Origin of the sequence: Rhodovulum imhoffii (assembly GCF_003046545.1) — a bacterium.
Classification (GTDB): domain Bacteria; phylum Pseudomonadota; class Alphaproteobacteria; order Rhodobacterales; family Rhodobacteraceae; genus Rhodovulum; species Rhodovulum imhoffii.
Map to the genome: position 1 here is coordinate 62,112 of NZ_QAAA01000011.1, position 12,677 is coordinate 74,788.

Here is a 12,677-nt window from a genome sequence, read left to right on the forward strand (position 1 = left end):
CTTTCACAAACGGATGCCTTGGCCTAGCCCGGGCCTGCCCGTCTGGCAATCCCCGCGCCGCGCGTGGATTATGCAAAAAGGTATATTTGATATATGCATCAAAATACCGAAATTGGATAAATTCCATCTATGGTCAGGTGCGTCACACCCGAAATGACCGGCTTATGAAATGTTTTTCATCGCGGTTGCCTTCCCCGATGAGGCCGATCCGGTCAGTTTAGACAGCATGGTCCGCGCCTCGACATGGCCCGCGCCTCGACGCCTGTCTCAACGGCATGGCATGGCTTTATCCGCCTCTCAAAAAGACGGGTGCACCTCTTTTGGCAAGAGGTGTGTCTCTTGCCAGAACGGGGTGGACCTGTGAGATACTCCCCCTTCGGTCTTGTGGGAAAACCCGGCGGCGACATTCGCCCGAGAACGACAAGAGCCGTTTTGCAGTCACGGAAACGGCAATTACGAATACGTGTTCCGGCGCTGTGCAACATTGTCCAGACCGTGCTCTGCTTTGGTGTGGGACCTGAGGGCCGCCTTGCAGGTCATGGTACCGCGCAGCCGGGTGAAGGCGTCTCCGGTGACAAGCCGACAAGATCGTGGCGCCCTTGAAAGTCTGACCGGCAGGGTGTCGGAGATACCGTTGCCGGCCCCCTGCCGAAACGGCACGCATGTTGCGCCCGGTGACGGAGATTTTCCCACTCCAGCCGGGAAACCGATTGGGGACGGGGTCGGCTTACCGCCCCCTTTTTTGCATGCGGCAACGGATTGGTTGCAACCAGGGCCCGTCCGGGACAGGCTGGCCCCGGCGGCCCCGCGCAGGGCCATAAAGGGAGAAGACAAATGCTGAATTTCGTGGCGCGCCCGCTGGTGCGGCTGGTGGATCGGTACCTGCCCGATCCGTTCATCTTCGTGATCGTTCTGACGATTGTCGCGGTGGCAGCGGCGATCGGCGTACAGGGGCAAGGCCCGCTGAGTGTCGTGCGCATGTGGGGCGACGGGTTCTGGAATCTGTTATCCTTTTCGATGCAGATGCTTCTGGTGCTGGTGACCGGCTTCATGCTGGCCAGTACGCCGGTGGTCAGGCGCGGGCTGGAGGCGCTGGCCGGCAAGGTTTCGGGGCCGGGGGGGGCGATCGTTCTGGTCACCCTCGTGTCGCTGCTGGCAAGCTGGATCAACTGGGGCTTCGGCCTGGTCGTGGGGGCGTTCTTCGCCAAGGAAATGGCCCGTCAGGTACGGGTGGATTATCGCCTGCTGGTCGCCAGCGCCTATTCCGGCTTCCTGGTCTGGCATGGGGGGCTGGCCGGTTCCGTGCCGCTGTCGATTGCAACTGCCGGCCACCCGTTCGAGGATATGACCGGTGTGATCGGCACCGGGCAGACGATTTTCGCGCCCTTCAACCTTGCCATCCTGGCGGCGTTGTTCGTGGCCGTACCGCTTCTGAACCGGCTGATGTTGCCTGCGGAACGGCACAGCATCTATGTCGACCCGGCCTTGATCGAGCCCGAATCCGATTCCGTGCACGCGCAGCCCCGGACGCCCGCACAGCGGATGGAAAACAGCCCTGCGCTGTCATGGATGATCGGCCTTGCAGGGCTGCTTTATATCGTCGATTACTTCCTGCGCTCGGGCGGGTTGTCGCTGAATTCGATCAACATGACGTTTCTGGTGCTGGCCATCCTGCTGCATGGAACCCCGCGCAACCTGCTCGACAGCCTTGAGGAAGCCGTGAAGGGCGGGGCGGGGATCGTGATCCAGTTCCCGTTCTACGCCGGGATCATGGCGGTGATGGTGCAGTCGGGGCTTGCGGCGACGATCTCGGACTGGCTGATTTCGTTCTCCACCGACCGGACGCTGCCGTTCTGGACTTTCCTGTCGGCCGGGCTTGTGAACCTTTTCGTGCCTTCGGGCGGGGGGCAGTGGGCGGTGCAGGCCCCGGTCGTGATTCCGGCCGCGCAGGAACTGGGGGCGGATATGGCCCGCGCTGCGATGGCCGTGGCCTGGGGCGATGCCTGGACGAACATGATCCAGCCGTTCTGGGCGTTGCCGATCCTTGGGATCGCAGGGCTGCGCGCGAAGGACATCATGGGCTATTGCCTGATGCAACTGATTGTGGCCGGGGCGATTATCGCCGCGCTTCTGACCTATTTGTGAGCTTGTGGCGGGGATTGGTCCCCGCCCGTCTCCTCCCTGGCCGGGGTGGCGTTGCGGGCGGCCCGGCGACGGATGAAGAACCGTTCAAGCCGGCTTTGGAGGTGGGCGTAGACCACGCTGACCCCGATGAGGAACAAGGCCGTGCCGATCATCTCCAGCGTGCTGGCCAGTGGCCGGATCAGGAAGTAATCGTTTCCCCACAGGCCGAAAAGGTAGATCGCGGCCCCCAGGAGTGCGGCCAGCCCGAACCCGCGCGCCATGCGATCCGGGTCGCGCCAGCCACGACCAAGGATGGCGCGCGTCAGGAAGCTCCCACGCGTAAGGCCCGCGGTTTCCGGGGCCGATCCGGTCGCCACGTAACGCGGGCCACGCGTTTGCGTGCGGAACTGGGTCAGCGGGCGGGGGGCGGACTCAGTGCGGGCCCGCGCGGTGCTGGCGCGGGCACGGGCGCGGTTTTGGGCCGCGTCCTCACGCAGCCGGTCGAAATCGGCGCTGGCACCGGCTGTTTTTTCGCGCACGGTTGTCCATAACCGCACCAGCCAGGGCAGTGCCAGAAAACCCGCCAGCACCGCGCCCAGGAAGAGGGCCGCCCTTGGCCCCGCCACCAGAAAAACGACGCCCAGCCCATAGATCGCCCCCAGAAACAGCGAGACCCCGATATACGTCTGGACGCGCAGCGCGGTGGAGTAGATCTGGTCGATGAAACGCATGGGGGTCTCCTGTCTGGTCGAAAGCGACTTGCAGGTTCATAACGCCTCCCTCGCTTCGGGCAAGGGTGGCGGTAGGAAATCCTGACGAGATTCCATCATGAGATTGGTCTGGCAGCGGAGGGGTGCAAGGAAAGGATTGCCCCAGGCCCAGTATGCCGCAGTCGGCATCCGGCCTGTGCGTCGCGCGGGAAAGTGCAGTTGCCCAGCGGGGGCTTCTGTGGCATCACAAGGACAACTTGACAAGGTCAGTGAGTTGACGAGATGACAGATTTCACCGCCCGCCGCATTGCGATGGTTGACACCCAGGTTCGCCCTTCTGACGTGACCCGTCTGCCGATCATCGACGCGATGCTGTCCGTTCCGCGGGAAGTCTACGTCCCCGATGCCCGGCGCGAGGCGGCCTATGTCGGCGAGAATCTCGATCTGGGTGGCGGGCGTGTCCTGCTGGAGCCGCGTACCTTCGCCAAGATGCTGGAGGAACTTGCGATCCAGCCCGATGAATTGGTGCTCGATCTGGGATGCGCGCAGGGCTATTCGTCCGCGGTTCTGGCGCGGCTGGCCCAAACGGTTGTTGGCGTTGAGGAAGATTCGGACCTGGCCCGTGAGGCCGAGACCAACCTGGCGGAGCAGGGGGCCTACAACGCCGCTGTCGTCTGCGGACCCCTGACCGAAGGCGCCCCCCGCCATGGGCCGTACGATGCGATGATCGTCCAGGGCGCAATTAGTCGTTTTCCGCAGGTCCTGGCCGATCAGCTTCGCCCCGGGGGGCGGGTCGTGGCGTTGACCGCCGAAAAGAATGTGGGGATGTGCCGCGTTGGCCTGAAAGGCCGCGACGGAATCAGCTGGCGCTTTGCGTTCAATGCCAGCGCCCCGTTTTTGCCTGGATTCGAGGAGGCGCCCGAATTCCAGTTCTGAGCTAGTCCCGCCGGGGGCGTCATTTCCAAAACGAAGGCAAAAAGATGAAGTTTCTTTTCTCTGCTCTGACTGCCGGCCTGGTTTCCGCCAGTGTGCTCGCGAGTGTTGCGACCGCCCGGGCCGAGACCCTGACCGATACGCTCATCGCGGCGTACCAGAACTCGAATCTCCTTGAACAGAACCGTGCGTTGCTGCGTGCCGCGGATGAGGATGTCGCGCAGGCGGTTGCCGCGCTGCGCCCGGTTCTGGCCTTCGTGGCGCAGTCGAAATACACGGATCGCTATCTCAGCAGCGTTGGCGGCATCAGCAGCTATGACACCGAGAACTCGGTCGCGCTGAGCGCCGAGATTACCCTTTATGATAACGGCGCAAACCGTCTTGCGGTGGATTCGGCCAAGGAATCTGTCCTTGCGACCCGTGCCGATCTGGTGAACGTGGAACAGCAGGTGCTGTTGAGTGCTGTGCAGGCCTATATGGACGTGCGCAGCGCCATCCGGAACGTAGATCTTAAGCAAAGCAATGTGCGCCTGATCTCACAGGAACTGGACGCCACTCTGGATCGGTTCGATGTGGGTGAGGTGACCCGCACCGATGTTTCCATCGCGGAGGCGGCGCTGGCGGCGGCCCGCAGCGGCCTGGTGGCTGCGGAGGGGGAACTGGTCGCCGCGCGGGAGGCCTTCAAGCTCGCGGTTGGGCGCTATCCCGGCCCCCTGAAAGGGACCCCGCCGAAACCCTCTTTGCCCGCGAGTCTGGACGGTGCGCGCACGGTGGCCGTGAAGGGGCACCCGTCGGTCGTCAGCGCCCAGCACAACGTGCGGGTTTCCGAACTTAACGCATCCCGCGCCCGTGCCGCGCTTGGCCCGACGGTCAGGGCCGGGGCCTCGCTTGGGGCAAATGAATACGGGGACGACAGCTCCGAATTCAGTCTGACGCTCAATCAGCCGATCTATACGGGTGGCAAGCTGCGGGCCGTCGCGCGGCAGGCCACGCATGCTGTGGAGGCCACGCGCGCCGGGCTGTTGCAATCGGTGCGCCTCGTCGACCGGGATGTCGGCAATGCCTGGGCGCAGCTTTCGGTCGCGCGATCCCAACTGGCCGCCAGCGATGGGCAGATCCGCGCGGCACAGCTGGCCTTCGAGGGCACGCAGGATGAGGCCCGGCTCGGGTCTCGTACCACGCTGGATGTTCTGGATGCCGAACAGGACCTGCTGGACGCCCGGACCACCCGAGTTACCGCCGAGGCGAATGAATACAAGGCACTCTATGCCGTTCTGGCCTCTATGGGCCTGTTGACGGCGGAGCATCTGGACCTGGGGGTGCCGATCTATGATCCGGTGCTGCATTACAACGCCGTAAAAAATGCTCCGATCAGTATCCAGGGGGAAAAGCTGCAACGCATCATCGAAGGGACCGGGCGCAAATAGCCACTGGCGTGCGGCCGGTGCCTGTGTCACGCTGTGCGAAACGCAACGAAGGGTCTGCCATGACGGAGACCGGCAAACCGGAAAAGCCTGCGGATGTGCTCGACTCGATCCGAAGGATCGTGTCCGAAACTGCGGATGAATGCCTTCTTCTCGATCCGAAATGGCGGATCGATGCACCGGAAGATGAAGGCTCGCCAGCCCCGGTGTTCTGTCGTGCGGCGGAGCCGGATGAGCCCTTTTCCCTCCTCGCGCCCGACACCGCATCGGAGATGGATGAGGATGCGCTGCGCGATATTGTCCGCAAGCTGGTGCGCGAGGAGCTTAACGGGGCACTGGGCGCGCGCATGTCGCGAAACGTGCAACGCCTTGTCCGCAACGAGTTGCGAAAGGCGCTGGTCAATCAGCAGAAGTACTGAATAAAGAAACACCCGCCTTGCGGGTGTTTTCTCGATCAGGCTTCAGATTGAGCCGCCGTATATCAGGCGGCTTCGGCGTGCTCCTGATTTTGCCGGCGTTCACTTTCCTCGCGCGACAGGGCGACGGAGGTCCGCACCCCTTTGGCGACGAATTCCATCAGCCCGCTGACGACGCGCTCGTTCGGGTCGATTCCGGCGCAACTCAGCACCTCGCGACCATCGCGAGAGCGTGCCCAACGTGCGATCTGTTCGGGACCATTCCCGTATTTCTTGTCATCGGCGATCGCGTCATCCAGAGCAGCGAGTACAACGGCGGCGAACAGCTTGCGCGCCCGGTTGCCTTGCTCATGATTGAAAGCGGTGCCATCAACGAAATCGGCCATCTCGTCGTCCTTTATTCTTGCTCTTGCATTTTCTGGCGTAGGGCGAATATGACGCTTTTGTTTCGATTCGGTATTTCCGTTTTGGAATGCCTGCCATGCGCTGGGTGCATGCGCGGGGCCGAAACTCTACCGCATATGGTCGGCTTGCCAGGGTGCAGTTGACAAGATATAGGTGCGCCCGAGATCCTATCAACCTTTGAGTAAGGGTTTGTTTCATGGCCAAGATTAACGGCAACGAGATCCGGCCCGGAAATGTGCTGGAGCATAACGGCGGGCTTTGGGCCGCGGTAAAGGTCGAACATGTCAAGCCTGGCAAAGGGGGGGCTTTTGCCCAGGTCGAGATGCGTAACCTGCGCAACGGGTCCAAGCTGAACGAACGGTTCCGCAGCGCCGACAAGGTGGAACGTGTCCGGCTGGAGCAAAAGGACCAGCAGTTTCTTTATGAAACCGATGGGATGCTGGTGTTCATGGATACCGAAACCTTCGAACAGATCGAACTGCCCGCGGAAATCCTGGGGGAACGTCGCCCCTTTCTTCAGGATGGCATGACCGTGGTCGTCGAATATTATGACTCCGAGGCCCTGAACGCGACCCTTCCGCAGAAAGTCGTATGCAGGATTGTCGAAACCGAACCCGTCGTCAAAGGACAGACGGCGGCCAACAGCTTCAAGCCTGCGGTGCTGGACAACGGTGTGCGGGTGATGGTGCCGCCCTTTGTCGGCCCCGACGAAGACATCGTGGTCAATACCGAGACGATGGAATACGCCGAACGCGCATAGCGCATAGCCACAGTCGTATCAGGCGCCCGCCGCGTCAAGCAGGCGGGCGGTGAGGCCGCGATAGCTTTCTCCGAACAGACGTAAATGTACCAGCGCGGGCCAGATCTGGTAGATCGGGCGGCGCTCGGGCCAGCCTTCGGGCAAGGCGCCGTAACCATCGGCAAATCCGGCCCCAGGCTGGCCGAAAAGGTGCAGCATGGCAAGGTCCGCCTCCGGGTCGCCATGGTAGCAGGCCGGGTCGATCAGGGCAGCCCCATTGCGGGTAAACAGGACGTTTCCCGCCCACAGGTCCCCATGCAGCAGGGCCGGCGGCGGGGTCCGGGGCAAAAGCCCGCAAATCCGTGCGCACAGGCGTTCAACCCGGCGGGAGATGGCCATGGGCAGAGCTTCGGGCCAGGCCAGCAGGCGGCGCGTGGCCCAGAACTCCGGCCAGTCCGCGCAGGGGGTGTTGGGCAGCCGGGCCGGGCCGAAGGCGTAATCCTCTTCCCAGCCATAAGTCGTGCCGATGCGGGCATGCAGCGTTCGCAGAGCTGCCCCAAGGCTGTTCCAGCGCGGCGTGGGGGTTTCGGCCAGGTGCTCCATCAGCAGCAGATTGCCCCGCAGGCTCAGGACACGCGGGCAGGGGGCGCCCGCGCGGGCCATGGCACGCAGCATTCTGGCCTCACGCGCAACGAGGGGGCCGGTCTTGGCAACGGCAAGGCTGCCATCGGCCAGTTCCACCCGGAACACCTGTGAGAGGTCGCCACCCCGCATCGCGGTGATACGGGCGACGGGGCCGAGGCCCGCCTCGATCTCCGGGCGGTCAGGCATCTCCCGGCCAGGTCAGGGTGGCATCCCCGGCCTGAAGGGGGCTTTTGGCCCGGTCGAACCACAAGAAGGCAATGGCCTTGTCCCCCGAGCGAGTGAACAGCGTGCCCGCCATCCGGCCCTCTGCCAGGATCTCGGTGCCGGGGGGGGCCTCGCCCGCGATCCTGACGGTGGTCAGGCCCTTGCGCCGCTCCGTTTTGTGCTTCATGCGTGCGGTGACTTCCTGCCCGACATAGCACCCTTTGCGGAAATCCACTCCGTTCAACCGTTCGAATCCGGCTTCGAGGATGAAGGTCTTCATCGCGATCAGCTCCACCCCGGATTCGGGAATGCAGTGGGTTACGCGGATCGCGTCCCAATCTGTGTCCGGTGTCGTGCCGGGGGTGGCGGTATATGCGCGCCAACCCAGTTCCGGGTGGCGCGGGTCGGCAAAGGCGCCTTCTGGCGCGGGGCCGGTGCCGCGCTGCACGTGCAGGCCACTGTTGCGCACCTGGACATCGGCGCGAAGTTTATAGAGCGAGAGGCGTTTCTCCACCCCCGGCGCAAGGCTTTCATGTGCGTCGATCAGGGTTTTGTCGCCCAGATCGGTGACGAAAAAATCGGCCAGATACTTGCCCTGCGGGTTCAGCATCGCGGTATAGACCAGTCGTCCGGCGCAGTCCGAGACGTCGTTGCTGACCTGCCCTTGCAGAAACCGGGTGCGGTCCGTGCCGGTCATTTCCAGGACGATGCGCTCAGGTGCGGCTTCGCCTTTCATGGGGTTTCCTCCTTCAGGTGGCGAATTGCAGCCGGTAAAGCCCGGCATACAGGCCCCCCTTTTCCAACAATGCGTCATGGGTGCCGTGTTCGACGACACGGCCCCTATCCATCGCCACGATCTGGTGTGCATCGCGCACGGTGGCAAGGCGGTGGGCGATGACCAGTGTCGTGCGCCCGTGGCTGAGCCTGTCCAGAGCTTCCTGTACCACCCTTTCCGACTGGGAATCGAGAGCCGATGTCGCCTCATCCAACAGGAGGATCGGCGCGTCGCGCAACAGTGCGCGGGCGATGGCGATCCGCTGGCGCTGACCACCCGACAGGTTCGATCCGCGCGGGCCGGCCGGGCTGTCGAGCCCGGCGGGCAGGCTGTGCAGGAAGTCAGCGACATGGGCGGCGTGCAGGATTTCCCGAAGGCGGTCTTCTGAGACGTCTGTGCGGCCCAGCAGGATATTGTCGCGCAGGGTTTCGTCGAAAAGCGGGGCCTCCTGCGAAACGACGGAGAACATCCCCCGCAAATCGGGCAGGGGGATCTGGTCCACCGGAACGCCCCCCACGGCAACGGTACCCGATTGCGGTTCGATCAGCCGGGTGAGCAGGTTGAACACGGTGCTCTTGCCCGCTCCGGAGGGTCCGACCAGTGCCGTGGTTTCCCCCGCCCGCACGTTCATGGACAAGCCGTTCAGGGCAGGGCTGTCCTCAAACGCGAGGTGCACGTCTTCAAGGGAAATGTCGCATTTCGCGGGCGGCAGGTCCGGCAGGCGCGGGCGCGCGGGTGCGACGATGGTAGGTTTGTCCGCGAACACGGCATGGATACGTTCCAGGCTGGCCAGTGCCGCTTGCCACGCCCCCGAGACATTCCCGATGCGCCGCAGCGGGTCGAACACCAGTGCCATCGCGGTGAAGAAGCTCATGAACTCCCCGACGGTCTTTTCCCCCGCGATGATCTGGAGGCCGCCAAAGCTCAACACCCCGAGAAATCCCAGCCCGGCCACGATATCCGTCAGGGCGGGGATGCCGGCCTGGCTGGCCTCCGATTTCATCTGGGCGGCAACGAAGCCGTCCATCTGGCCGGCGAAGCGGCCGGCCTCGCGCTTTTCCAGGCGATTCAGCTTGATGGTGGTGATACCGTGGAACATCTCGTCCAGGCGGGTGGAAAGCACCGCCGCCCGGGCCCGCGCGTTACGGGTGGTCCTGCGGACCAGCTTTTGCAGCCTGATGATCGGGATCACAAGCAGCGGAACCCCACCGACGGCGATCAGTGTCCATACCCAGTCGATGGAGAGCGCCACCGCGCCCAGCGCGATCAGGGCGATCACGTCACGCCCCGCGGCCGCCAGTACTGTGGACCAGATGCGCGTGGCAACCAGCGTGTCGCCGCGCACGCGCTCAATCAGGTTTCCGGGGGGGGTTTTCTGGAACCACAGGCTGTCGAGCGCCAGCATGTGCGTGACCATATCCTGTTGCAGGCGGGCGGCCACACGCTGACCCACCCCTGCCATCAGAACCCGCTGGCCGAACCCTGCCAGCGCGCGGGCGATGAACACGCCAAAGACCAGCCCCGCGACCCAGGGCAGCGCGGTGCGGTTGCCTGCGACGAAGACTTCGTCGAACATTGGCTTGATCATGTAGCTGAGCGCCCCCAGCATCCCGCCTTCGACGGACATGAACAACAACGCCACCCCCATCACCGGCAGGTGGCGGCGCAGGTACCCGCGCCACAGCCAGCGGGTGACGCCTTCGCCGGTCATCGCGTTGCCTCCCAGCTTTCGGTGATCTCCTGTGGATCGTAACGGGTTTCGAACCACTCCCGGATTGGCAGCGGTGTGTCGGCGGTGTCGGTGGTATAGCGATCCAGCATGTGGTCCAGTATCCCCGTGGCCGAGGCGCGGTTGTGCAGATAGCGCAGCGCAAGCTGGCGCCGGGCCTGTTCAACCGGTACCTGCCCGACATGCATCAGGTAAAGCGCCGCCGCAAGCCCGGTGCGGTCCGCGCCGGATTTGCAGTGGATCAGGAGTGGACGTTCGATCCGCCCGAACAGGTCCAGAAGGTCCAGATACCGGGCGGGGCAGGCCAGTTTCCGGGCCTGAAGGTTGACGGTGTAAAGGCGCAGGCCGGCCGTGGCGCAGGCTTCCTCTTCCAGCAGGTGATGAGCGGCGGCGCTCCGGCCGCGCAACGAGAGCACGCTGCGCCCCCCCGCCCGCGCGAACCGGTGTAGCCGCGCGGGGGAGGGCTGATTGGTACAGATCACGCCGGGGGCGATCTCGCGCCGGTTCGTCCATATGCCGCGCAGCAGTCCGTGATCGAGCAGCAGAACATGTACCCAGGCCGCCGCCCGCGCGCGGGCGGAGCCCAGCCCATTGCCGTGGGCGTGGCGCAGGGCGGCGTCGGCGCGGTCCAGCGCGGTATTCACAAGTCGGATCATTCCCTCTCCCAACGGCGCTTTGATGCGGCATAGCCGTCTGGCCCCTGCAAGACAAGCGATTGACGCCCTTACCCCCTGTGTCTAACTGGTGGGACCGCTTGAGAGAATTGTTCATGTCGTTGCGTCATGGTCGCCCTTATCTTGCCATTCCCGGCCCGTCGGTTTTGCCGGACCAGGTCTTGCAGGCCATGCAATGCCCCGCCCCGGATATCTACGGGCCAGGGATGCCGCGCCTGGTCCAGGGCATCGTGGACGACCTGCGTGCTGTCGCCCGAACGACGCAGAACGTTGCCCTTTATATCGCCAACGGCCATGGGGCATGGGAGGCGGCACTGGCGAATACCTGCTGTCGCGGGGACAAAGTACTGGTTCTCGCCACGGGTGCGTTCGGCCACGGCTGGGCCGGGCGGGCGCAGGCAATGGGGCTTGAGGCCAGGGTGATGGATTTCGGTAAGCGGGCCGGCGCGGAGGCTGACCGCGTGGCGGAGCGCCTGCGCGCGGACCGCACCCATGAAATCCGCGCGGTTCTGGCCGTTCAGACCGACACGGCCAGTTCCGCCCGAACCGACATTGCCGCGTTGCGCGCGGCGCTGGACGCGGCGGGGCATCCGGCATTGCTGATGGTGGATTCCATCGCCGCACTGGCCTGTGAGCGGATGGAGATGGACGCCTGGGGCGTGGATGTTCTGCTTGCGGCCTCCCAGAAAGGGTTGATGACCCCACCGGGGTTGGCGTTTGTTTTCTTCAGTGAGCGCGCGGCACGGTGCGGCGGGGATCTCGTTTCGCCCTATTGGGACTGGACCCTGCGCGCGAACCCGGAGGAGTTCTGGCATTATTTCGGCGGTACAGCGCCGACACATCACCTGTTTGCCCTGCGCGCGGCGCTGGATCTTCTGATGGAGGAAGGGCTGACACATGCGCTCGACCGTCATGCGCGGCTGGCCCGCGCCGTCTGGGCGGCGGTCGGGGTCTGGGGAGAAGGCGGCGAGATGCGCCCGAACATTCCCGATCCGGCGGCGCGCAGTCATGCGGTAACGACCTTGCACCTTGGCGCGCCCAACGGGACCGCCCTGCGCGACTGGCTGGAAATCAATACCGGCGTCACCCTCGGCATCGGGCTGGGGATGGCCGCCCCCGGAGATCCGGCCTTCCACGGGTATTTCCGGCTGGCGCATATGGGCCATGTGAATGCCTATATGGTGCTTGGGGCTTTGGGCGCGATCGAGACCGGATTGCGCGCACTGGGAATTTCCCATGGCGCGGGGGCGCTGGACGCCGCCGCGCAGGTCATGGCAGGGGTCTAAGTCAGGTCTTGTCGGCCAGCGCCTTGCACCAGCTTTCCATTTCTTTCGTGGCGGCCTCCATCGGCGGTTCCATGAAGGTGATGTGGTAGTGATCCCCCATGTCCGCCACCCCGATGGAGCGCGGCCGTACCGAGAGCACATGCGGCCGGGGCAGGGCCAGCCCGAAGCAGAACACGAGGTTATAAGCCGCCGCGATACCCTCACCCACCGCGCCGCCGATGGCCTTCGTATGGGCGTAGTGATCGAAAGTGGCAATGTAGGCGACCTTTGGGTGCGCCTCGACCTTTGCCTTCAGCGCCTCGATGATCGCCTCGGCGCTGTCGAAGGTGGTTTCCGGCTTCGGCAGGATCAGGTCGAAGACGGGATATTTTTCCATCAGGAGGGACTGTTTCATCGGGGGCCTTCTTGTGGTCTGTCAATAAAATTCATGTATATAAAATACACAATACGTGAAAGCCTAAATCGTTTTGCATTTAATCTGAGGCATATCCGGCAGTTTTGAGGAAGTTCCAGAACTCTTGCGGGTCGAACATCTCGCGGATGTCTCCGAGGGCCCGGAACAAGGTGTCGAAGGGTCTGGCACCCATGCGTCTCAGGTGGGCCTTGAGCTTCG

13 protein-coding genes are annotated in these 12,677 nt (G+C 63.9%); 6 read left to right on the forward strand and 7 right to left on the reverse strand.

Annotation, left to right across the window (positions count from 1 at the left end; all coding sequences use genetic code 11):
* Positions 1–834 precede the first annotated feature (834 nt).
* A complete protein-coding gene (locus C8N32_RS10155) occupies positions 835–2,145 on the forward strand; it encodes a short-chain fatty acid transporter (RefSeq protein ID WP_107892879.1) in 1,311 nt (436 codons plus the stop codon).
* Here C8N32_RS10155 and C8N32_RS10160 read toward each other — a convergent pair.
* Positions 2,136–2,855 (reverse strand): hypothetical protein, encoded by a 720-nt coding sequence (locus tag C8N32_RS10160; RefSeq protein ID WP_107892880.1) that lies wholly within the window; start codon positions 2,853–2,855, stop codon positions 2,136–2,138. The two genes, C8N32_RS10155 and C8N32_RS10160, sit on opposite strands and share 10 nt — an antisense overlap.
* A gap of 261 nt (positions 2,856–3,116) precedes the next feature.
* Here C8N32_RS10160 and C8N32_RS10165 point away from each other — a divergent pair, with 261 nt between their 5' ends.
* Genes C8N32_RS10165 through C8N32_RS10175 form a run of 3 tightly spaced genes read left to right on the forward strand, consistent with a single transcriptional unit; the run spans position 3,117 to position 5,610 of the window.
* A complete protein-coding gene (locus C8N32_RS10165; protein ID WP_107892881.1) occupies positions 3,117–3,770 on the forward strand; it encodes a protein-L-isoaspartate O-methyltransferase family protein in 654 nt (217 codons plus the stop codon).
* 44 nt (positions 3,771–3,814) lie between these two features.
* Positions 3,815–5,194, forward strand: coding sequence for a TolC family outer membrane protein (locus tag C8N32_RS10170; RefSeq protein ID WP_107892882.1), 1,380 nt, complete (start codon positions 3,815–3,817; stop codon positions 5,192–5,194).
* 59 nt (positions 5,195–5,253) lie between these two features.
* Entirely contained in the window at positions 5,254–5,610 is a 357-nt protein-coding gene (locus tag C8N32_RS10175; RefSeq protein ID WP_107892883.1) for a hypothetical protein, read from the forward strand.
* A gap of 62 nt (positions 5,611–5,672) precedes the next feature.
* Here the strand turns inward: C8N32_RS10175 and C8N32_RS10180 are convergent, their stop codons facing one another.
* On the reverse strand, positions 5,673–5,993 hold the full coding sequence (locus C8N32_RS10180) for a DUF6280 family protein (protein ID WP_107892884.1): 321 nt from the start codon (positions 5,991–5,993) through the stop codon (positions 5,673–5,675).
* A 215-nt stretch (positions 5,994–6,208) separates the two neighbouring features.
* Here C8N32_RS10180 and efp point away from each other — a divergent pair, with 215 nt between their 5' ends.
* Positions 6,209–6,772: an elongation factor P gene (gene efp, locus C8N32_RS10185; RefSeq protein WP_107892885.1), complete on the forward strand. Its 564-nt coding sequence runs from the start codon at positions 6,209–6,211 to the stop codon at positions 6,770–6,772.
* Positions 6,773–6,790: 18 nt separating this feature from the next.
* Here efp and C8N32_RS10190 read toward each other — a convergent pair whose 3' ends face one another.
* Genes C8N32_RS10190 through C8N32_RS10205 form a run of 4 tightly spaced genes read right to left on the reverse strand, consistent with a single transcriptional unit; the run spans position 6,791 to position 10,760 of the window.
* Positions 6,791–7,582: a fructosamine kinase family protein gene (locus C8N32_RS10190; RefSeq protein ID WP_107892886.1), complete on the reverse strand. Its 792-nt coding sequence runs from the start codon at positions 7,580–7,582 to the stop codon at positions 6,791–6,793.
* The gene (ygfZ, locus tag C8N32_RS10195; RefSeq protein WP_107892887.1) at positions 7,575–8,336 is read right to left on the reverse strand and encodes a CAF17-like 4Fe-4S cluster assembly/insertion protein YgfZ; all 762 of its coding nucleotides are present in this window, start codon (positions 8,334–8,336) and stop codon (positions 7,575–7,577) included. Before ygfZ ends, C8N32_RS10190 begins: the two co-directional genes overlap by 8 nt.
* 13 nt (positions 8,337–8,349) lie before the next feature.
* Complete coding sequence (locus tag C8N32_RS10200; RefSeq protein WP_107892888.1) at positions 8,350–10,086, reverse strand: ABC transporter ATP-binding protein; 1,737 nt, start codon at positions 10,084–10,086, stop codon at positions 8,350–8,352.
* On the reverse strand, positions 10,083–10,760 hold the full coding sequence (locus C8N32_RS10205) for a tyrosine-protein phosphatase (protein ID WP_107892889.1): 678 nt from the start codon (positions 10,758–10,760) through the stop codon (positions 10,083–10,085). The genes C8N32_RS10200 and C8N32_RS10205 overlap by 4 nt, the downstream gene beginning before the upstream one ends.
* 113 nt (positions 10,761–10,873) lie before the next feature.
* Between C8N32_RS10205 and C8N32_RS10210 the strand changes: the two genes are divergently transcribed.
* Complete coding sequence (locus C8N32_RS10210; protein WP_107892890.1) at positions 10,874–12,064, forward strand: pyridoxal-phosphate-dependent aminotransferase family protein; 1,191 nt, start codon at positions 10,874–10,876, stop codon at positions 12,062–12,064.
* A gap of 1 nt (position 12,065) precedes the next feature.
* Here the strand turns inward: C8N32_RS10210 and C8N32_RS10215 are convergent, their stop codons facing one another.
* Positions 12,066–12,458, reverse strand: a complete 393-nt coding sequence (locus tag C8N32_RS10215) for a DUF6858 family protein (RefSeq protein ID WP_107892891.1) — start codon at positions 12,456–12,458, stop codon at positions 12,066–12,068.
* Positions 12,459–12,677: the final 219 nt, after the last annotated feature.

Excerpts from the sequence above, each read along its gene's own strand:
- C8N32_RS10155 (WP_107892879.1), top strand. The coding sequence starts at position 835 with ATGCTGAATTTCGTGGCGCGCCCGCTGGTGCGGCTGGTGGATCGGTAC.
- C8N32_RS10160 (WP_107892880.1), bottom strand. The coding sequence starts at position 2,855 with ATGCGTTTCATCGACCAGATCTACTCCACCGCGCTGCGCGTCCAGACG.
- C8N32_RS10165 (WP_107892881.1), top strand. The coding sequence starts at position 3,117 with ATGACAGATTTCACCGCCCGCCGCATTGCGATGGTTGACACCCAGGTT.
- C8N32_RS10170 (WP_107892882.1), top strand. The coding sequence starts at position 3,815 with ATGAAGTTTCTTTTCTCTGCTCTGACTGCCGGCCTGGTTTCCGCCAGT.
- C8N32_RS10175 (WP_107892883.1), top strand. The coding sequence starts at position 5,254 with ATGACGGAGACCGGCAAACCGGAAAAGCCTGCGGATGTGCTCGACTCG.
- C8N32_RS10180 (WP_107892884.1), bottom strand. The coding sequence starts at position 5,993 with ATGGCCGATTTCGTTGATGGCACCGCTTTCAATCATGAGCAAGGCAAC.
- efp (WP_107892885.1), top strand. The coding sequence starts at position 6,209 with ATGGCCAAGATTAACGGCAACGAGATCCGGCCCGGAAATGTGCTGGAG.
- C8N32_RS10190 (WP_107892886.1), bottom strand. The coding sequence starts at position 7,582 with ATGCCTGACCGCCCGGAGATCGAGGCGGGCCTCGGCCCCGTCGCCCGT.
- ygfZ (WP_107892887.1), bottom strand. The coding sequence starts at position 8,336 with ATGAAAGGCGAAGCCGCACCTGAGCGCATCGTCCTGGAAATGACCGGC.
- C8N32_RS10200 (WP_107892888.1), bottom strand. The coding sequence starts at position 10,086 with ATGACCGGCGAAGGCGTCACCCGCTGGCTGTGGCGCGGGTACCTGCGC.
- C8N32_RS10205 (WP_107892889.1), bottom strand. The coding sequence starts at position 10,760 with ATGATCCGACTTGTGAATACCGCGCTGGACCGCGCCGACGCCGCCCTG.
- C8N32_RS10210 (WP_107892890.1), top strand. The coding sequence starts at position 10,874 with ATGTCGTTGCGTCATGGTCGCCCTTATCTTGCCATTCCCGGCCCGTCG.
- C8N32_RS10215 (WP_107892891.1), bottom strand. The coding sequence starts at position 12,458 with ATGAAACAGTCCCTCCTGATGGAAAAATATCCCGTCTTCGACCTGATC.